Annotated in this window: 2 protein-coding genes; both read left to right on the forward strand. The window is 75.5% G+C overall.

Going from position 1 to position 21,952, the window contains the following annotated elements; translation table 11 throughout:
- Positions 1-72 precede the first annotated feature (72 nt).
- Positions 73-16,095: a non-ribosomal peptide synthetase gene (locus tag ACFQSB_RS30650; protein WP_380830320.1), complete on the forward strand. Its 16,023-nt coding sequence runs from the start codon at positions 73-75 to the stop codon at positions 16,093-16,095.
- On the forward strand, positions 16,092-21,599 hold the full coding sequence (locus ACFQSB_RS30655; protein WP_380830321.1) for an amino acid adenylation domain-containing protein: 5,508 nt from the start codon (positions 16,092-16,094) through the stop codon (positions 21,597-21,599). Before ACFQSB_RS30650 ends, ACFQSB_RS30655 begins: the two co-directional genes overlap by 4 nt.
- The last annotated feature ends 353 nt before the right edge of the window (positions 21,600-21,952 follow it).

The following is a 21,952-nucleotide window of genomic DNA, read 5'->3' on the forward strand; positions in this document are numbered from 1 at the left end:
CGATAACAAGACGAAACGGCGCGTTTTTAGACTCGGTTCGTCGTGGCGCGAATAGTGACTAGGAGTCGAGTGATGGCTGGCATGCTTATGGACCAGGATTTGCTGCACGACCCGCACGGCGACGACGCGGCGCGCCCCGCCGAGTGGCTTCCTGGCCTGTTCGCCGCCCAGGCACGCCGTACGCCGGACGCCCCCGCGGTCCGCTTCGCCGGCACCGAGCTGACCTACGCCGAGCTCGACCGCCGGGCCGGCCGCCTCGCCTCCCGCCTGGCCGCGCTCGGGGCCGGTCCCGAGCGCCTGGTCGCCGTGGCGCTGCCGCGTTCGGCGGACCTGGTCGTGGCGTTGCTGGCCGTGCTGAAGACGGGCGCGGCCTACCTGCCGATCGACGTCGAGTACCCGCGTGACCGTGTGGCGTTCATGCTGCGGGAAGCGCGGCCGGTGTGCGTGCTGACCGGCGGCGCCGCGGCGGCCGCCGTGCCGGACGAAGGGCCCCGGGTCCTGGTGGAGGAGCTCGCCGAGGACGACGGCGAGCAGCCGTGGCCCGGCGAGCCGCTGCTGGCGCCCGCCGGTCACCCCGCCTACGTCATCTACACCTCCGGCTCCACCGGCCGGCCCAAGGGCGTGGTCATCGGGCACGGCGCGCTCTCGGACTACCTGCTGTGGTCGCTGCGCGCCTACCCGAGCCTGGCCGGGGAGTCGCTGTGGCACTCCTCGGTGTCCTTCGACATGACCGTGACCTCGCTGTGGGCGCCGCTGGTCGCGGGCGGGTGCGTCCGGGTGTCGCCGCTCGCCGAGGATGGCGTGCCCGGCGACGCCGGCGCGTGCACCTTCCTCAAGGCCACCCCGAGCCACCTGCCGCTGCTGGACATCCTGCCCGAGCGGTTCTCCCCGACCCGCGAGCTGATGTTCGGCGGCGAGGCCCTGCGCGGCGAGGCGCTGCGCGGCTGGCGCGAGCGGCACCCCGGCGTCACCGTGATCAACGTCTACGGGCCCACCGAGGCCACCGTCAACGTCGCCGAGTACCGCGTGGAGCCGGGGCAGCGGGTGCCCGACGGCGTCCTGCCGCTCGGCCGGCCGATGGACGACACCCGGGTCCACGTGCTGGACGCCGAGCTGCGCCCGCTGCCGCCCGGCGAGGTCGGCGAGCTGTACATCGCCGGCACCGGCCTGGCCCGGGGGTACGTCAACCGGCCCGGGCTCACCGCCGAGCGGTTCGTCCCCGACCCCTCCGGCGTGCCCGGCGAGCGGATGTACCGCACCGGCGACCTCGCCCGGTGGCGCGAGGACGGGGTGCTGGAGTTCGCGGGCCGCGTCGACGACCAGATCAAGGTGCGCGGGCACCGCATCGAGCTCGGCGAGATCGAGGCCGTCATCGGCGGCCATCCCCGGGTCGCCCAGGTGGCCGTGATCGTGCGCGAGGACCGCGCGGGCGACCAGCGCATCGTCGCCTACGTCACCCCGCGCGCGGACGACCCGAACGGCACGGACGGCGTGGACGGCCCGAATGGCATGGGCGTGCCGAATGGAGCGGACGGCCCGAACGGCGGGCACGCCGGCCCTGCCGAGAGGGTGAAGGCCGCCGTGCTGGAGCACGCCGGGGCCGCCCTGCCCGCGTACATGGTGCCCTCCGCCGTGGTGGTGCTGGACGCCCTGCCGCTCACCGCCAACGGCAAGCTCGACCGCCGCGCGCTGCCCGCGCCGCCCGTCCAGGCCGCCCCCGGACGCGCCCCGCGCACCGCCGCGGAGGAGCTGCTGTGCCGCCTGTTCGCCGACGCGCTCGGCATCGAAGGCGCGGACGGCGCGGACGGCACGGAGGGCATCGGCGGCGGCATCGGCGCGGCGGGCGTCGGCGTGGACGGCAACTTCTTCGAGCTCGGCGGGCACTCCCTGCTGGCCACCCGCCTGGTCGGCATGGTCCGCGAGGCGTTCGACGTCGAGCTGCCTCTGCGCGCCCTGTTCGAGGCGCCGACCCCCGAGGCGCTCGCCGGCCGCGTCGCCACCGCCGCCAGGGGCCGCAGGCCCGCGCTCACCGCCCGCCCCCGGCCCGAGCGGATGCCGCTGTCCGCCGGCCAGCGCGGGCTGTGGTTCCTGCACCGCCTGGAAGGGCCCAGCGCGACCTACAACCTCCCGCTCGCCGTGCGGCTGACCGGCCGGGTCGACGCCGCGGCGCTCGGCCGGGCCGTCGCCGACGTCGTGGCCCGCCACGAGCCGCTGCGCACGCTCTACCCCGACCTCGACGGCGAGCCGTACCAGCTCGCCCTCGACCCGGGGGCCGCCGTCCCCGGGCTGCCCGTGGTGCCCGTCACGGCCGGGGGCCTCGCCGCGGCGCTGGCCGCCGAGGCCGCGCGGCCGTTCGCCTTCACCCGCGAGGCGCCGTTCCGTGCGACCCTGTTCAGGCTCGGCGAGCGCGAGCACGTGCTCATGCTGGTCACCCACCACATCGCCAGCGACGGGCTGTCGGAGCAGCCGCTGCTGGACGACCTGGCCGCCGCCTACGCCCACCGCACCGGGCGCGCCGAGGCACAGGACGCGCCGCGGATCCAGTACGCCGACCACACCCTGTGGCAGCGCGAGCTGCTCGGCGACCTCGACGACGCGACGAGCCCGGCCGCCCGCCAGGTGGCGTTCTGGCGTGAGACCCTGGCCGGCGGCCCCGCGCTGCTGGAGCTGCCGCTGGACCGTCCCCGCCCGGCCGTGGCCGGCAACGGCGGCGCCAGGGTGGCCTTCGCTCTCCCCGAGGGCCTGCACCGCGATCTGGTCGCGCTCGCCCGGCGCGACGGCTCGACCGTCTTCATGGTCGTCCAGGCCGCCGTGGCCGCGCTGCTCACCCGGCTCGGCGCCGGCACCGACATCCCCATCGGCACGGCCACCGCCGGCCGCGGGGACCGGGCCCTGGACGGGCTCGTCGGCAAGTTCCTCAACACGCTGGTGCTGCGCACCGACACCTCCGGCGACCCGGGCTTCCGCGAGCTGCTCGCCCGGGTGACCGAGGCCGACCTGGCGGCCTACGCCAACGCCGACGCGCCGTACGAGAGCGTCGTGGAGGCCGTCAACCCGGTCAGGTCCCTGTCCTACCACCCGGTTTTCCAGGTCATGCTGACCTTCGAGCGCAGCCTGCGCGCGCCGCTGCTCGGCCCGGAGCTGTCGCTGTCGGTGGAACCCACCGTGCACACCGGCGCGGCCAAGGTGGACCTCAGCTTCTTCGTCAGGGAGCCCGCCGAGTGGGGCGGGGCCGGCGAGGTCGAGTGCGCCCTGGACTACGCCACCGACCTGTTCGACGAGCGCAGCGCCGAGGTGCTGGCCGCGCGGCTGGTGCGGCTGCTCGAAGGCGCCGTGCGCGACCCGGCGCGGCCCATCGGCGAGCTGGACCTGCTCACCCCGGGCGAGCGGGACACGCTGCTGGAGGAGTGGAACGCCACCGCCCACCCCGTGCCCGACGCGACCCTGCCCGAGCTGTTCGAGGCGCAGGCGGCCCGCACCCCCGGCGCGGCGGCCGTGGAGTGCGGCGGGGAGATCCTCACCTACGCCGAGCTGGACGCCCGCGCCTCCCGGCTGGCGCGGCTGCTGGCCGGGCGCGGCGTGGGCCCCGAGCGGTTCGTCGCCGTCGCGCTGCCCAGATCGGCCTCCCTGGTGGTCGCCCTGCTCGCCATCGCCAAGGCCGGCGGCGCCTACCTGCCCGTCGACCCCGCCCTGCCCGCCGAGCGCGTGCGCTTCATGCTGGACGACGTCGCCCCCGTCCTCACCCTGGCCGCGCCGCGGGACATGGCCGCGCTGGAGGCCGAGGCCGCCGCGCTGCCCGCCGGGCCCCTCGACAGCGGCCCGACGCCCGCCAACCCGGCGTTCGTCATCTACACCTCAGGCTCGACCGGCCGGCCCAAGGGCGTCGTGGTCGAGCACCGCTCGCTCAACCAGTACCTGGCCTGGACGCGGCACACCTACCACAGCGTCGCCGGCCGCGCCCTGGTGCACTCGCCGGTCTCCTTCGACCTGACCGTCACCGGCCTGTTCGGGCCGCTGACCAGCGGCGGGTGCGCGCACCTGGTGGACCTGGACGACGGCGACGCCGCCGCGGCCGCCATGGCCCGCCCGGACTTCGTCAAGGCCACCCCGAGCCACCTGCCGCTGCTCATCGGCCTGCCCGACCGGTTCTCCCCCTCGGCGCAGCTCGTGCTGGGCGGGGAGTCGCTCATGGGGGAGGTGCTGGACGAGTGGCGCCGCCGCCACCCGTCGGCCACCGTGATCAACGAGTACGGTCCCACGGAGACCACCGTGGGCTGCATGGAGTACCGCGTCGAGCCCGGCGACCGGGTGCCCGCGGGCGTCGTCCCCATCGGCCGGCCCATCTGGAACACCCGGCTGTATGTCCTGGACGCCGCGCTGCGCCCGGTGCCGCCCGGCGTGGTCGGCGAGCTCTACATCGCCGGCGACCTGGTCAGCCGCGGCTACCTGAACCGGCCGGGGCTGAGCGCCGAGCGATTCGTGGCCGACCCGTTCGCCGCCGGGACGCGCATGTACCGCTCGGGCGACCTGGCCCGCTGGCGGCCCGACGGCCAGATGGAGTTCGCCGGGCGCGTCGACCACCAGGTGAAGGTGCGCGGGTTCCGCATCGAGCTCAGCGAGATCGAGTCGGTGCTCGGCGAGCACCCCCGGGTGTCGTCCGCCGCGGTGATCGTCCGCGAGGACCGGCCCGGCGACCAGCGCCTGGTCGCCTACGTCACGCTCACCCCCGGCGAGCCGGTGGACCTGCTCGGCCACGCCCGGGCCATGCTGCCCGCCTACATGGTGCCCTCGGCCGTGGTGGTGCTCGACGCGCTGCCGCTGACCGCCAACAGCAAGCTCGACCGCGCCGCGCTGCCCGCGCCCGGACCGGCCGCTCCGGTCGGCGGGTCCGCTCCGCGCACTCCGCAGCAGGAGATCGTCTGCGGCCTGTTCGCCGAGCTGCTCGGCCTGCCCCAGGTCGGCACCGACGCCAACTTCTTCGAGCTCGGCGGCCACTCGCTGCTGGTGACCCGGCTGGTCGCCCGCGTGCGCTCGGTCTTCGGCGTCGAGCTCGGCGTCCGCGAGGCGTTCGAGGCGCCGACCCCGGCCGCGCTGGTCGAGCGCATCGACCTGGCGGGCCGGGGCCGGTCGAAGCCGGAGCCCGAGCCGCGCCCCGAGCGCATCCCCCTGTCCTACGCCCAGCGCGGCGTGTGGTTCATCCACCGGCTCGACGAGGACAACCCGCAGTACAACATCCCGACCGTGCTGCGCCTCGGCGGCCCGGTCGACAAGGACGCTCTGCGCGCCGCCGTCCTGGACGTCGTGGGCAGGCACGAGGTGCTGCGCACGCTGATCCGCAGCGAGGACGGCGAGCCGTACCAGGTGGTGCTGGCCCTGCAGGACGCCGAGATCGAGGTGGCCTTCACCGGCGTCCGGCCCGAGGAGCTGAAGGAGGCGCTCGCCGCGTTCGGCCACCGCTCCTTCCGGCTCGCCGAGCAGCCGCCCATCAGGGTCGGGCTGTTCTCGCTGAGCGAGCGCGAGCACGTCCTGCACCTGGTCATCCACCACGTCGCCTGCGACGGCTGGTCGTGGCGGGCGCTGCTGCGCGACCTGGCCGAGGCCTACACCGCCCGCCTCGGCGGCGCCGCGCCCGCGTGGCCTCCCCTGCCGGTGCAGTACGCCGACTACGCGCTCTGGCAGACCAGGACGCTCGGCCGCGAGGACGACCCCGGCAGCGCGCTGGCGCGGCAGGTCGGGCACTGGCGCGCCGCCCTGGCCGGCATGCCCGAGCTGCTGGAACTGCCGCTGGACCGCCCGCGCCCGGCCGTCGCCTCCAACCGCGGCGAGATGGTCACCCGCCACGTCGACGCCGCGCTGCACCGCGACCTGGTCACCCTGGCCCACCAGGCCGGGGTCACCGTGTTCATGGTCGCCCACGCCGCCTTCGCCGCGCTGCTCACGCGGATGGGCGCCGGCACCGACCTGCCGATCGGCACCGGCCTGGCCGGGCGCAGCCACGAGAACCTCGACGACCTGGTCGGCTTCTTCGTCAACACCATGGTGCTGCGCACCGACACCTCCGGCGACCCGACCTTCCGCGAGCTGCTCGACCGGGTGCGCGAGGTGGACCTGGTGGCCTACGCCAACCAGGACCTCCCCTTCGAGCGGCTGGTCGACGTCGTCAACCCGGCGCGCTCGCTGGCCCACCACCCGCTGTTCCAGGTCAGCATCGTGCTGCAGAACTACGCCGGCGCCCAGGCGCGGATGCCCGGACTGACGGTGAGCCCGCCGGACGTCGAACTGGAGGCCGCCAAGTTCGACCTGATGTTCTTCCTGGAGGAGGCGCACGAGGATGACCCGCTGACCGGGCGGGCGCCCGGCGGGATGAAGGTCGGCCTGAAGTTCGCCACCGACCTGTTCGACCGGGCCACGGCCGAGGGCATCGCCGAGCGCTTCTGCCGGATGCTGGCCGCGATGGTCGCCGACCCCGACGGCCGGATGGGCGCGGTGGACATCCTGTCGGCCGGCGAGCGGGCGCGGCTGCTGGTGGAGTGGAACGACACCGCCTCCTCCGCCGCCCCGGTGACGATGCCGGCGCTGTTCGAGGCCCAGGCGGCCCGCACGCCCGAGGCGCCCGCGCTGGTGTCCGGCGAGCGCACGCTCACCTACGCCGAGCTGAACGCCGCGGCCAACCGGCTGGCCCGCCTGCTGGTGGACCGGTACGGCGCCGGCCCGGAGTCGCACGTCGCCGTCGCGCTGCCCCGCTCGGTGGAGGCCGTCGCCGCGGTGCTCGCGGTGGTCAAGACCGGCGCGGCCTACGTCCCGGTCGACCCCGACTACCCAGCCGAACGCATCGCGTTCATGCTGGCCGACACCCGGCCGTCCCTGGTGATCACCGGCCCGGCCGCCGAGACCGGCGGCGAGGTGCCCCGGCTGGTGCTCGACGCGCTCTCCGACCTCGACGGACTGGACGGGTACGCCTTGGGCGACCTGACGGACGGCGAGCGGACCGCGCCGCTGGAGCCGTCCCACCCGGCCTACGTGATCTACACCTCCGGCTCCACCGGGCGTCCCAAGGGCGTGGCGGTCACCCACCACGGCATCGCCGCCACCGTCGCCTCGATGCGCGAGCGCCTGCTGGTCCACGACGGCGGCCGGGTGCTCCAGCTCGCCTCCCCGAGCTTCGACGTCTCGGTCATGGAGACGCTGATGGCCTTCGGCGCCGGGGGAGCCCTGGTGGTCGCGCCGCCGCACGTGCGCGGCGGCGACGACCTGGCCGAACTGCTGTCGGCCCAGCGGATCACCCACGCGGTCATCCCCTCGGCGACCCTGGCCAGCGTCCCGCCCACCCCGCTGCCCCACCTGACCACCCTGCTGACCGGCGGAGACGTCGTCGGCCCCGAGCTGGTGGACCGGTGGGGCGAGGGCCGGCTCATGCTGAACGGCTACGGCCCCACCGAGGCGACGATCTGGGCCACCGCGAGCGGCGCCCTGACGCCGGGGGAGAACCCGCCCATCGGCTCGCCCCTGTGCGACACCCGGGTCTACGTCCTGGACGCGGGCCTGCGGCCGGTGGCCCCCGGCGTGGTCGGCGAGCTGTACGTGGCCGGCGAGGGGCTGGCGCGCGGCTACCTGCGCCGTCCCGCCCTGACCGCCGAGCGGTTCGTGGCCGACCCGTTCGGCGGCGGGCGCATGTACCGCACGGGCGACGCGGTGCGGTGGCGGGCCGACGGGCAGCTGGAGTTCGTCGGCCGGGTGGACAGCCAGGTCAAGGTGCGCGGCTTCCGCGTCGAGCTCGGCGAGATCGAGGCCGCGCTGTCGCGCCACCCGCAGGTCAGGCAGGCCGCCGTCATCGTGCGCGAGGACCGGCCCGGCGACCGGCGCATCGTCGCCTACCTGGTCGCGGCCTCGGCCAAGGCCCCCGAACCGGGGCAGTTGCGCGCGCACGTGGGCGCCACCCTGCCCGAGTACATGGTGCCCGCCGCGTTCGTGACCCTCGACGCGCTGCCGGTCATGCCCAACGGCAAGCTCGACCGCAAGCTGCTGCCCGCGCCGGAGTTCGCCACCCGCTCGGGCGGCCGGGCGCCGCGCACGGCCCGCGAGGAGATCATGTGCGGGCTGTTCGCCGAGATCCTCGGCGTGCCGCACGTCGGGGTGGAGGACAACTTCTTCGAGCTCGGCGGCCACTCGCTGCTGGCCACCCGGCTGGTCAGCAGGATCAGGAGCACCCTCGGCACCGAGCTGCGGGTCCGCGACCTGTTCCGCACCCCCACGGTCGCCGCGCTGGTCGACCGGCTGCGCGCCACCAAGGACGACGGGCCCGCGCTGGCGCCGATGGAGCGGCCCGAGCGCGTCCCGCTGTCCTACGCCCAGCAGCGCCTGTGGTTCCTGCACCGGCTGGAGGGGCCGAGCCCGACGTTCAACGTCCCGCTCGTGCTGCGCCTGTCGGGGGCGCTGTCGGCCACGGCCCTGTCGGCCGCGCTGGCCGACCTGGTCGAGCGGCACGAGGCGCTGCGCACGGTCTACCTGGACGACGGCGGCCGCCCCTACCAGCGGATCCACCCCGCCGGCGAGGCCCGTCCCGCCTTCGACGTCGTGCCCGCCGGCCGCGACGAGCTGCCCGCGCTCATGGGCGACGCGCTCCGGCACACCTTCGACTTGGCCGGCGACCTGCCGGTCAGGGCGACGCTGTTCGCGCTCGGCGCGCAGGAGCACTGCCTGCTGCTCCTGCTGCACCACATCGCCACCGACGGCGTCTCGATGGGCACCCTGAGCCGCGACCTGTCCACCGCCTACGCCGCGCGCCTGGCCGGCACCGCCCCCGACTGGGAGCCGCTGCCGGTGCAGTACGCCGACTACACCCTCTGGCAGGCGGCGGCGCTGGGCAGCGAGGCCGACCCGGCCAGCCCGATCTCACGGCAGCTCGACCACTGGCGCGACCGGCTCGCGGGCGCCCCCGAGCCGCTGGAGCTGCCCGCCGACCGCTCGCGCCCCGCCCGCCGCCACGGCACCGCCGAGCGGGTCACCTTCCAGATCGGCGCCGAGCTGCACTGGGACCTCATCGAGCTGGCCCGCCGCAGGAGCGCCACGCTGTTCATGGTGATGCACGCCGCGCTGGCCGGGCTGCTGACCCGGCTCGGCTCGGGCACCGACATCACCATCGGCACCGGCGTCGCCGGACGCGCGGACGAAGCCCTGGACAGGGTGGTCGGCTTCTTCGTCAACATGGTCGTGCTGCGCGCCGACACCTCCGGCGACCCGAGCTTCCGCGAGCTGCTCGACCGGGTGCGCGAGGTGGACCTGGCCGCCTACGCCAACGCCGACGTGCCCTTCGACAAGGTCGTGGACGCGCTCAACCCGGCGCGGTCGATGAGCCACGCGCCCCTGTACCAGGTGACCCTCACCGTGGACCGGGACATGGTCGGCGGCAACGTCCGCCTGCCGGGCCTGTCGGTCGAGGTGGACAGCCCCGACCCCGGCTCGGCCAAGTTCGACCTGTGGATCGGCCTGACCGAGACCTACGCCGCCGACGGCACGCCCACCGGCATGGAGGGCATCGTCAAGTTCGCCACCGACATCTTCGACCGGGCGACGGCGCAGGGCATCGCCGAGCGGTTCCGCCGGCTGCTCGGGTCGGTGGCGGCCGCCCCCGACCGCCGCCTCGGCGAGGTCGAGGTGCTCTCGCCCGCCGAGCGGACGCGGCTGCTGGTGGAGTGGAACGACACCGCCTCCCCGGTTCCGCCGGCGACGATCCCCGCGCTGTTCGAGGCCCAGGCGGCCCGCGCGCCCGAGGCGCCCGCGCTGGTGTCCGGCGGGCACGTCCTCACCTACGGCGAGGTCAACGCGGTGGCCAACCGGCTGGCCCGCCTGCTGGTGGACCGGTACGGCGCCGGCCCGGAGTCGCACGTCGCCGTCGCGCTGCCCCGCTCGGCGCAGGCCGCGGTGGCGGTGCTCGCGGTGCTCAAGACCGGCGCCGCGTACGTCCCGGTGGACCCGGACTACCCGGGCGAGCGCATCGCGCTGATGCTCGCCGACACCGCCCCCTCGCTGGTCATCACCGGCGCGGGCGCGGCGGCGGCCCTGCCGGGGGAGGCGCCCCGGCTCGTGCTCGGCGACCTGGACGGGGTCGAGGGCCTCGCGGAGTACGCCGCCCACGACCTCGCCGACGGCGAGCGCACCGCGCCGCTGAGCCTGTCGTCCCCGGCGTACGTGATCTACACCTCCGGGTCGACCGGGCGTCCCAAGGGCGTGGTGGTCACCCACCGCGGCATCGCGGCGAGCGCCGCCTCCCAGCGGGAGCGGCTGCGCACCCGGCCGGACTCCCGGGTGCTCCAGTTCGCCCCGCTCAGCACCGACACCTCCATCTTCGAGATGCTCTACGCCTTCGGGGCGGGCGCCGCCCTGGTCATCGCGCCGCGCGACGTGCGCGGCGGGGACGACCTGGCCCGGGTGCTCCTCGACGGGCAGGTCACCCACGCCGTGCTGCCGCCCGCCGCGCTGGCGAGCCTGCCGGTCGTCCCCCTGCCCGACCTGGCCACCCTGCTCGTCGGGACCGATGTCCTCGGCCCCGAGCTGGTGGACCGGTGGGGCGAGGGCCGGCTCATGCTGAACGGCTACGGCCCCACCGAGACCACCATGTGGGTCTCGGCGAGCGGCCCGCTCGTGGCCGGGGAGAAGCCGCCGATCGGCTCCCCGCTGTTCGGCACCCGCTTTTACGTCCTGGACGCCGGCCTGCGGCCCGTCGCCCCGGGAGTGGTCGGCGAGCTGTACATCGCCGGCGAGGGGCTGGCGCGCGGCTACCTGCGCCGCCCGGCGCTCACGGCCGAGCGGTTCGTGGCCGACCCGTTCGGGCCTGGGCGCATGTACCGTACGGGCGACGCGGTGCGGTGGCGGGCCGACGGGCAGCTCGAATTCGTCGGCCGGGTCGACGACCAGGTCAAGGTGCGCGGCTTCCGCGTCGAGCTCGGCGAGATCGAGGCCGTGCTCACCCGGCACCCCGGCATCGCGCAGGCCGCCGTCGTCGTGCGCGAGGACCGGCCCGGCGACCGGCGCATCGTCGCCTACGTGGTGGCCGGCGAGCCGCCGGAGGGCCTGCGGGAGTTCGTGGGCAAGGTCCTGCCCGCCCACATGGTCCCCTCGGCCTTCGTCCGGATGGACGCGCTGCCGCTGTCGCCCAACCGCAAGATCGACCGCCGGGCGCTGCCCGCCCCGGTGTACGAGGCCGGGACGGGCAGAGCGCCGCGCGACCCGCGCGAGCAGGTGGTGTGCGGGCTGTTCGCCGAGGTGCTCGGCGTCGCCGAGGTCGGCGTGGAGGACAACTTTTTCGAGCTCGGCGGGCACTCGCTGCTGGCCACGCAACTGGTCAGCCGCGTCCGCTCGGTCCTGGCCGTGGAGCTGCCGCTGCGCGAGCTGTTCGACAACCCCACCGTCGCCGCGCTGTGCGAGAGCCTGGACCGGGCCGCCGGCGCCCGGCCCCCCGTGCGGCCCATGCCGCGCCCCGAGCGCATCCCGCTGTCCTACGCCCAGCGGCGGCTGTGGTTCCTGCACCGCCTGGAGGGCCCGAGCCCGACCTACAACATCCCCCTGGCGATCCGCCTGTCCGGCGACCTCGACGCCGGCGCGCTCGGCGCCGCCATCGACGACCTCACCGGCCGGCACGAGGTGCTGCGCACCGTCTTCGCCGAGACCGACGGCGAGGTCCACCAGACGATCCTGCCCGCCGTCCACACCGAGGTCACGCTGGTCGACACCACCGAGCGGGACCTGCCCGACCTGCTGGCCCAGGACATCAGGTACCCGCTTGACCTCACGGGGCAGCCGCCGATGCGCGCCTGGCTGTACCGGACCGGCCCGGCCGAGCACGTGCTGATGCTGCTGGTCCACCACATCGCGGGCGACGGCATGTCGATGATGCCGCTGGCCGCCGACCTGGTCACCGCCTACACCGCCCGGCACGCCGGACAGGCCCCCGAGTGGACGCCGCTGCCGGTGCAGTACGCCGACTACGCGCTGTGGCAGCAGGAGACCGGCACCGAGGAGGCCGAGATCCGGTTCTGGCGCGACGCGCTCGCCGGGGCGCCGGAGGTGCTCGAACTGCCCACCGACCGGCCGCGGCCGGACGTCGCCGGCCACGCGGGCACCACCATCCCGGTCGCCATCCCCGCGAGCGCGCACCAGGGCGTCGCCGCGCTGGCCCGCGAGACCGGGACCACCGTGTTCATGGTCCTGCAGGCCGCCGTCGCCGCGCTGCTCAGCAGGCTCGGCGCCGGCACCGACATCCCCATCGGCACCGTCGTCGCCGGGCGGAGCGACGAGGCGCTCGGCGACCTGGTCGGGTTCTTCGTCAACTCGCTGGTGCTGCGCACCGACGTCTCCGGGGAGCCCACCTTCCGTGAGCTGCTCACCCGGGTCAGGCAGGCCGACCTGGCCGCCTACGCCCACGCCGAGGTGCCCTTCGAGCGGGTCGTGGAGGCGGTCAACCCCGAGCGGTCGATGGCCCACACGCCGCTGTTCCAGGTGATGCTCAGCCTGATCAGCGAGGGGCTCCCGCGTCTGGACCTGCCGGGCCTGTCCGCCGGGTTCGAGCCGCTGCGCGGCAGCGTCGCCAAGTACGACCTGGCGTTCGGCCTGCGCGAGCACCACGCGCAGGACGGCACCCCGGCCGGCATCGGCGGGTCGCTGGAGTACGCCACCGACCTGTTCGACGACGCCACCGCCGTCGCGCTCACCGAGCGGCTGGCCCGGCTCATCGACGCCGTGGCCGCCGACCCCGACCAGCGGATCGCGCAGGTGGACCTGCTGGCGGACCAGGAGCGCGAGCGCCTCGCGGCGGGCAACGCCACGGCCGCCCCGATCCCCGGCGAGACCTTCCAGGAGCTGTTCGAGGCCCAGGTGGCGCGCACGCCCGGCGCCCCCGCGCTGACCTACGGGCAGCTCACCCTGAGCTACGCCGAGCTGAACGAGCGGGCCAACCGGCTGGCGCACCTGCTGATGGAGCGCGGAGCCCCGCAGCAGTTCGTCGCGGTCGGCCTGCCGCCGAGCGTCGACGCCGTCGTCAGCCTGCTGGCGATCTTCAAGGCGGGCGCGGTCTACCTGCCCTTCGACCCCGAGCACCCGGCGGACCGCGTCAGCGCCGTCCTGAACAGCGCGCGGCCGACGCTGCTCATCGGCTCCTCGGCCTCCGCGGTCCCCATCCCGGGGGTCCAGGCGCCCTGGCTGCTGCTGGACCAGGACGACACCCGCGCCGCGCTGGCCCGTCAGCCGCACGGCGACCCGCCGGCCCGCCCCGAGCTGCGCGGCGACGGGCTGATGTACGTCATCTTCACCTCCGGCTCCACCGGCAGGCCCAAGGGCGCGATGGTGCACCAGCGCGGCATGGTCAACCACCTGTACGCCAAGATCGAGGAGCTGGGCATCGGCGCCGGGGACGCCGTCGTCCTCAACGCGCCGCTCACCTTCGACGTCTCGGTGTGGCAGATGCTGTCGGCGCTGCTGGCCGGCGGCCGCACCCACGTCGTGGACAAGGACGTCGCCCGCGACCCGCTGGAGCTGTTCGCCGAGGTCGAGCGCGCCGGGCTGACCATCGTGGAGGTCGTGCCGTCCTTCATGCGGGCCGGGCTCGACGCCTACGACTCGGGCATCCCGGCGGCGGCGATGCCGACGCTGCGGTGGTTCATCGTCAACGGCGAGGTGCTCTCGCCGGAGATCTGCAAGCGGTGGTACGCCCGCTTCCCGCGGGCCGCGCTGGTCAACGCCTACGGGCTGACCGAGTGCTCCGACGACAACACCCACGCCTTCATCACCGGCGACGTCGACGCCCAGGTGGAGCACGGGCGGCTGCCGGTCGGGCGTCCGCTGCGCAACAACGTGCTGCACATCCTGGACGACGGCCTGCGGCCCGTGCCGCCCGGCCTGCCCGGCGACCTGTACATCGCCGGGACCGGCGTCGGCCTGGGCTACCTCGGCGAGCCCTCGCGGACCGCCACGCGCTACCTGCCCGACCCCTACACCGCCGAGCCTGGCGCGCGCATGTACCGCACCGGCGACCGCGTGCGGCTGCGCGCCGACGGCCAGCTCGACTTCCTGACCCGGGTGGACCACCAGGTCAAGATCCGCGGCAACCGCATCGAGCTGGGCGAGGTGGAGGCCGCGCTGCGGGCCGCCCCCGGCGTCACCGACGCCGTCGTCATCGCCGACGAGCCGCAGGGCGGGCCCAAGCGCCTGCTCGGGTACGTCGTGACCCAGGACCCCGGCGCGTCCTCGGCCGCCCTGCGCGACCACCTGGCCGCGACCCTGCCCGACTACATGGTGCCCGCGGCGCTCGTCGTGCTCCCCGACCTGCCGCTCACCCCGAACGGGAAGATCGACCGCAAGGCGCTGCCCGACCCGTCCATCGCCGCCGGCGAGGCGCAGGGACGCGCGCCCCGCAACGCCCGCGAGGAGATCCTCTGCCGCCTGTTCGCCGAGGTGGTCGGGGTGCCGTCGGTGTCGCTGGACGACGGGTTCTTCCAGCTCGGCGGCGACAGCATCATGTCGCTCCAGCTCGTCTCCCGCGCCCGCAAGGCCGGCCTGACCATCAGCGCCCGCGACGTGTTCCAGAACCAGACCGTGGAAGCCCTCGCGGCCGTCGCCCGGGAGACGCCGGGCACGAGCGCCGGCGCGGCCCGCCACGCGGCGACCGGCGACCTGCCCGCCACCCCGATCATGCACTGGCTGCGCGAGCTGGGCGGGCCGAGCGACGGGTTCAACCAGGCGATGGCGCTCACCGTGCCGCCCGGCCTCGGCGAGCACCTGGAGGGCGCCGTCCAGGCCCTGCTGGACCACCACGACGTGCTGCGCATGCGGTCCTCGGCCGGCGGCGCGTCCCTGACCATCCCGCCGGTAGGCGCGGTCGCCGCCGCCGACCGCGTCCGCAGGGTCGACGTCGCGGGCCTGGCCGAGGACCGGGTCCGCGCGGTGGTCGCCGAGGAGGGCGAGATCGCCCGCTCGTCGCTGTCGCCCGCCGCGGGGGCCATGGTGAACGCCGTCTGGTTCGACGCCGGACCCGGCCGCCCCGGCCTGCTGCTGCTCGTGCTGCACCACCTGGCCGTGGACGGCGTCTCCTGGCGCATCCTGGTCCCCGACCTCCAGGCGGCGTGGGAGGCGCTGGCCGGTGGCGGCAGGCCCGTCCTCGACCCGGTGCCCACGTCCTTCCGCCACTGGGCGCACACGCTGGCCTCGCTGGCCCGCGACGCCAAGGCGGCCCCGTGGGACGCGCTGCCCGCCGCCGAGCCGCCGCTCGGCTCCCGCGAGCTCGACCCCCGCAAGGACGCCGCCGGGGCGGCGCGCGAGCTGACGCTGACGCTGCCCGCCGCCGACACCGAGCCGCTGCTGACCGCGGTGCCCGCCCTGTTCCACGCCTCGGTCAACGACGTGCTGCTCACCGGCCTCGCCATCGCCGCCGGCCAGTGGCGCGGCCGGGAGGAGCTGCTGGTGGACGTCGAGGCGCACGGCCGCGAGGAACTGGCCGAGGGCCTGGACCTGTCCAGGACCGTCGGCTGGTTCACCAGCATGTACCCGGTGCACCTGCGGACCGGCCCGATCGACCGGCGGGCCGTCCTGGCCGGCGGCCCGGAGGTCGGCGACGCCCTCAGGCGGGTCAAGGAGACGCTGCGCGCCATCCCCGACAACGGCGTGGGCTTCGGGCTGTGGCGCTACCTCGGCGGCGAGCCCAGGGTGACCCCGGTCCCGCAGATCGCCTTCAACTACCTCGGCCGCTTCGGCGGCGGAGGCGGCGCCGGCGGGGACGGCGGCGGCGCGTACTGGACGCCCGCGAGCGGCATGCCGACCCCCGTCGCCCGTGACCCGGAGATGCCCTCGGCGCACGCGATCGAGCTGGTCGCCACCGCCGTGGACCGCCCCGGGGGCACCGAGCTGTCGGTCACCTGGTGCTGGCCCGGCGAGCTGTTCACCGAGCGGGAGATCGGCGCCCTCGCCGAGGAGTGGTTCACCGCGCTGCGCGGCCTCGCCGCCCACGCCGACCGTCCGGACGCCGGAGGCTACACCCCCTCCGACCTGTCCCTGACCCTGACCCAGGACGAGATCGACAGCCTCGAAGAGGAGCTGATGGGGCAGTGAAGCGCGCAGCGTTCGAAGACGTCCTGCCTCTGGCGCCGATGCAGGAAGGGCTGCTGTTCCACGCCCTGGCCGAAGAGGACGGCGTCGACACCTACACCGTCCGGATGGTGCTGGAGATCGAGGGCCGCCTGGACCCCGGCGTCCTGCGCACGGCCGCCCGCGCGCTGCTGCGCCGCCACCCGAACCTGCGGGTGAGCTTCCGGCAGCGCAAGACCGGGCAGCCGATGCAGGTCGTGCACCGCGACGTGGAGCCGCCCTGGGAGCAGGCCGACCTGAGCGGCCTGCCTCCCGAGGAGCAGCAGGCCGAGCTGGCCCGCCTGTTCGAGGCCGAGCAGGACCGCAGGTTCGACCTGGCGACCCCGCCCGCGCTCCGCTTCACCCTGGTGCGGCTGGACGACGAGCACCACCGGCTGATGGTGACCAACCACCACATCCTGTTCGACGGCTGGTCGCTGCCGATCCTGCTGCGCGAGCTGCTGGCCCTCTACCACTCCCGGGGCGACGCCTCGGCGCTGCCCCGGGTCACCCCCTTCCGCGACTACCTGACCTGGCTGGCCGGCCAGGACGAGGCGGAGGCCGAGCGGGAGTGGCGGGCCGCGCTCGACGGGCTCACCGAGCCCACCCGGCTGTTCCCCGGCGCCGCCGAGCAGGTCCCCGAGCTGCCCGGACGGCTCATCCTGGACCTGCCCCGCGAGGTGGCGACGGACTTCACCGCCGCCGTGCGCGGCAGGGACGTCACCCCCAACACCCTGGTCCAGGGCCTGTGGGGCCTGCTGCTCGGGCGTCTCACCGGCCGCGACGACGTGGTGTTCGGCGCGGTCGTCTCCGGACGGCCGCCCGAGGTGCCCGGCATCGAGACCATGGTCGGGATGTTCATGAACACCGTCCCGGTCCGGGTACGCCTGGACCAGGCCGAGTCGTTCACGGCCCTGCTCACCCGGCTGCAGGGCGAGCAGGCCGGGCTGCTGGCCCACCAGTCGGTGCGGCTCGGCCGCATCCACCGGATGACCGGGCTCGGCGAGCTGTTCGACACCGTGACCACCGTGGAGAACTACCCCGGCGGCTCGCCCGGCCGCGACGACGCCGAGATCCGCCTGGTCGGGGTCGGCGGGCGCGACTCCGCCCACTACCCGCTGCGCCTGATCGCCGGCATGGCCGGCGACCGGCTGCAGATGGAGCTGGAGTACCGCACCGACCTGGTGACCGACGACGAGGCGCGCGCCCTGGGCGACTGGCTGGTCCAGACGCTCACCGCGCTCGCCACCGCCCCCGACGCGCCGCTGCGGGAGGCCGGGCTGCCCACGCCCCCGGCCCTGGCCGCGGCGGCCACCGCCGGGTCCGCGAGCTCCGCCCTTGACGCGGCGGCCACCGTCGGGTCCCTGAGCTCGTCTCTCACCGCGGCGGCCACCGCCGGCGAGGCCGGTCAGGCCCGGACGCGCCGCCACCGCGGCGGCCCCCGGGAGGAGATCCTGCGCGGGCTGTTCGCCGAGATCCTCGGCGTGCCAGAAGTGGGCCCCGGCGACGACTTCTTCGCCCTCGGCGGCCAGTCGCTGACGGCCGTGCGCCTGCTCAGCAGGGTGCGCGCGGTGTTCGGCGCCGCCCTCCCCGTCCGGGCGATCTTCGAGTCGCCGACCGTGGCCGAGCTGTCCCGCCGGATCGAGACCGCCGAGCGGGCCGGGCCCCCGCCGGCGCCCATGCCGCGCCCGGAACGCATCCCGCTGTCCTACGCCCAGCAGCGCCTGTGGTTCATGTCCCGCCTGGAGGGGCCGAGCGCCACCTACAACATCCCCGGCGCGCTGCGGCTGCGCGGCCCGCTGGACATCGCGGCGCTGCGGCTCGCCCTGGACGACGTCACGGCGCGGCACGAGTCGCTCCGCACCGTCTTCCCCGACCACGAGGGCGAGGCCGAGCAGCGGGTGCTGCCGCCCGAGCTCGCCCGCGTGCCACTGGACCAGGTGGACCTCGCCCCCGGAGAGCTCGACGAAGCGCTGCGGGCCGCGTGCGCGCACGCCATCGACCTGTCCCGCGAGCTGCCGCTGAAGGCGACGCTGTTCCGGCTCGCCCCTGACGACCACTGCCTGCTCATCCTGCTGCACCACATCGCCGGCGACGGCTGGTCGATGGGCCCGCTGGCCAGGGACCTCTCCACCGCGTACGCGGCCCGGGTCCAGGGACGGCCGCCCGGCTGGGCGCCGCTGCCCGTGCAGTACGCCGACTACACCCTGTGGCAGCGGGACGCCGACCTCCCGCTGGGCCACTGGCTGGAGGCGCTGAAGGACCTGCCCGAGCGGCTGGAGCTGCCCACCGACCGCCCGAGACCGGCCAAGGCCACCTACCGCGGCGGCCAGGTGCCGATCGACTGGGACCCCGCCCTGCGCGACGGCGTCGCCGCGCTGGCCAGGCAGAGCGGCACCACCGTGTTCATGGTGCTGCAGGCCGCGCTCGCCGCGCTGCTCACCCGGCTCGGCGCCGGCACCGACATCCCGATCGGCACGCCGGAGGCCGGACGCGCGGACGAGGCGCTGGACGACCTCGTCGGGTTCTTCGTCAACACCCTGGTCCTGCGCACCGACACCTCGGGCGACCCGGCGTTCCGCGACCTGCTCGACCGGGTGCGCGAGACCGACCTGTCGGCCTACGCCCACGCCGGGGTGCCGTTCGAGCGGCTGGTCGAGGCGGTCAACCCGGCCCGCTCGCTCGGCCACCACCCGCTGTTCCAGGTGATGCTCGCCATGCAGGACGACGCCGGGGACGGCGGCGACACCCCCGCGCTGGCCGGGCTCGCCGTCGGCGGCCAGGAGATCCGCACCGACGTCGCCAAGTTCGACCTGGCGTTCAGCCTCAACGCCGACCTGCGCGGCGTGCTGGAGTACGCAGCCGACCTGTTCGACCCCGAGAGCGCCCGGCTGCTCGCCGACCGGCTCGGGTGCCTGCTCCGCTCGGCCGTGGCCGACCCGGCCGCGCCGGTCAGCGCGCTCGACGTGCTGCCGCCGGACGAGGCCGCCCGGCTGGCGCGCTGGGGCGACGGCGGCCCCTGGGAGCCCGTGGCGAGCTTCCCCGAGCTGTTCGAGGAGCAGGCGCGCCGCACCCCCGGCGCCCCCGCCGTCGCCTTCGGCGCCGACCGGTTGACCTACGCCGAGCTGAACGCCGCCGCCAACCGCCTTGCCCACCTGCTGATCGCGCGCGGCGCCGGCCCCGAGGACGTCGTGGCGCTGAAGCTGCCCCCCTCGACCGGCCTGGTCGTCGCGGTGCTGGCGGTGCTGAAGGCCGGCGCGGCCTACCTCCCGGTGGACCCGGCCTACCCGGCCGAGCGGATCGCCGCGATGCTCGACGACGCCGCCCCCGCCCTGGTGCTGTCCGGGCCGCTCCCCGACGCCGCCGCCTTCCCCGGCCACGACCCCCGCGACGCCGACCGGGCGGCCCCGCTGCTGCCCTCGTCCCCGGCGTACGTCATCTCCACCTCCGGGTCGACCGGGCGTCCCAAGGGCGTGGTGGTCACCCACCGCGGCTTCGCCGCCCTGCGCGAGAACCAGGCCCGCGCCTACCCGGCGGGCCCCGGCGACCGGGTCCTGCAGTACGTCTCGCCCAGCTTCGACGTCTCGGTGGCCGAACTGTGCTGCGCCCTGCTCACCGGCGCCTGCCTGACCGGGCCCGGCGGCGGGCTGACCGGCGAGGAACTGGCCGCCCTGATGCGGCGGGAAGGGGTCACCCACGCGTTCATCCCGCCGGCGGTCCTCGAAGGGCTGCCCCGGGACATCCCGTCCCTGCGCACCCTGGTCACCGGCGGCGAGACGCTGTCCGCCGAGGCGCGCGACTCCTGGTCGCGGGGACGCCGCCTGATCAACGAGTACGGCCCGTCCGAGGTCACCGTCGCCGCGACCGTCAGCGCGCCCCTCGCGGGACCCGCCCACCCGCCGATCGGCCGCCCGGTCCCCGGCGCCGGGGTGCACGTCCTGGACGCCGGGCTGCGGAGGGTGGCGCCCGGCGTGGTGGGCGAGCTGTACGTGTCCGGTGTGGGGCTGGCGCGCGGCTACCTGCGCCGTCCCGGGCTGACCGCCGAACGCTTCGTCGCCGACCCGTTCCGGGGCGGGCGCATGTACCGCACCGGTGACGCGGTGCGGTGGCGGGCCGACGGGCAGCTCGAGTTCGTCGGCCGGGTCGACGACCAGGTCAAGGTGCGCGGCTTCCGCGTCGAGCCCGGCGAGATCGAGGCCGCGCTGACCCGCCATCCCGCCGTGGAGCGGGCCGCGGTCGTGGTGCGGGAGGACCGGCCGGGAGACCGGCGGGTCGTCGCCTACGTCGTGGCCGGCGAGCTCCCCGCGGGGCTGCGCGACCACGTGGCCGAGACCCTGCCCGCGCACATGGTTCCCGCGGCGTTCGTCCGGATGGACGCGCTGCCGCTGTCGCCCAACGGCAAGATCGACCGCCGGGCGCTGCCCGCCCCGGTGTACGAGTCAGGGACGGGACGAGCCCCGCTCGGCCCGCGCGAGCAGGTGGTGTGCGGGCTGTTCGCCGAGGTGCTCGGCGTCGCCGAGGTCGGCGTGGAGGACAACTTCTTCGAGCTCGGCGGGCACTCGCTGCTGGCCACGCAGCTCGTCGGCCGCGTCCGCGCGGTCCTGGGCGCCGAGCTGCGGGTCGCCGACGTCTTCGAGGCGCCGACCCCGGCCCGGCTGGCCGCGCGCTCCGGCGGCGGGGCCGGCGGCGCGTTCGACGTCGTCCTGCCGCTGCGAGAGAGCGGCGACCGCTATCCGCTGTTCTGCGTGCACCCGCTGGCCGGCCTGGGCTGGCGGTACTCCGCGCTGCTGCGCCACCTCGACCCGGCGCACCCGGTGTACGCGCTCCAGGCCCGCGGCCTCGAAGGGCGCGACGAGCTGCCCGCCGACCTCGCCGAGCTGACCGCCGACTACGTCGCCCAGGTGCGCAAGGTCCAGCCCGCCGGCCCGTACCACCTGCTCGGCTGGTCGCTCGGCGGCAACTTCGCCCACGCCGTGGCCGCCCGGCTGCGCGAGGAGGGCGAGGAGGTCGGCCTGCTGGCCGTCCTCGACGCCTACCCCTCCCCGCCGGAGGAGAAGGACTACGCAGACCGCGCCGTCCTGCTCGCCGACATGTGCGAGCACTACGGCGAGGCGTACGGCGCCGAGCCGGTGGACACCCGGGCGATGAGTCTTGAGGAGATGCGCCGGCACGTCGTCACGCTGCTGGGCGGCAGCACCAGCGAGCTCGGCCACCTTTCCGAGGACCAGCGGGGCCACGCCCTGGAGGTCATGGTGAACAGCATCCGCATCACCAGCGGCCCGCCGCCCGCCCTGGAGGGCGACATGCTCCTGGTGACCTCCGCCCGGCCGTCCTCGCCGCCGGAGTCCTGGCGCCCGTACACCGCCGGCGCCATCGAGGTCCGCCCGGTCGACGCCGAGCACCACCGCATGCTCGACCCCGGGCCCGCCGCCCACATCGCCGCCCTCATCGCCGCCCGCATCACGCTCAGGCACCACGCGGCGGTGTGACGCCGCACGCCCTCCGGCCGGGCAAACCACCTCCGCCCCCCGGCCGGTGGGTGTGCGGTCGCTCGCAGAGCATGGCCCTCGCTGCGCTCGGACGGTGCTTTTTGGGGCTCCCGCCCCAAACCCCAAGGCAGGGGCTCGGCCCCACACCCCCGACCCGGCTGACAGCGACCATCAGGCTGATCCGAGTAGCGCAGAGACCATGGGTGAACGGCCACGATCTCCTCGAGACCACGCCTGACCTCGCTGTCGGAGTTTCCGGTCGACGCCCGTCTGGCCCGACGAAAGCGACGACGGCGATGGCCACGGGGATTTCACCCCGTGGCCATCGCCGTTCGCCCCCGTTTCCCCCGGCG

This window comes from Sphaerisporangium rhizosphaerae (assembly GCF_042665155.1).
Lineage (GTDB): Bacteria > Actinomycetota > Actinomycetes > Streptosporangiales > Streptosporangiaceae > Sphaerisporangium > Sphaerisporangium rhizosphaerae.

Bases quoted from the DNA above. Each gene is read 5' to 3' on its own strand.
- ACFQSB_RS30650 (WP_380830320.1), top strand. From the start codon at position 73: ATGGCTGGCATGCTTATGGACCAGGATTTGCTGCACGACCCGCACGGC.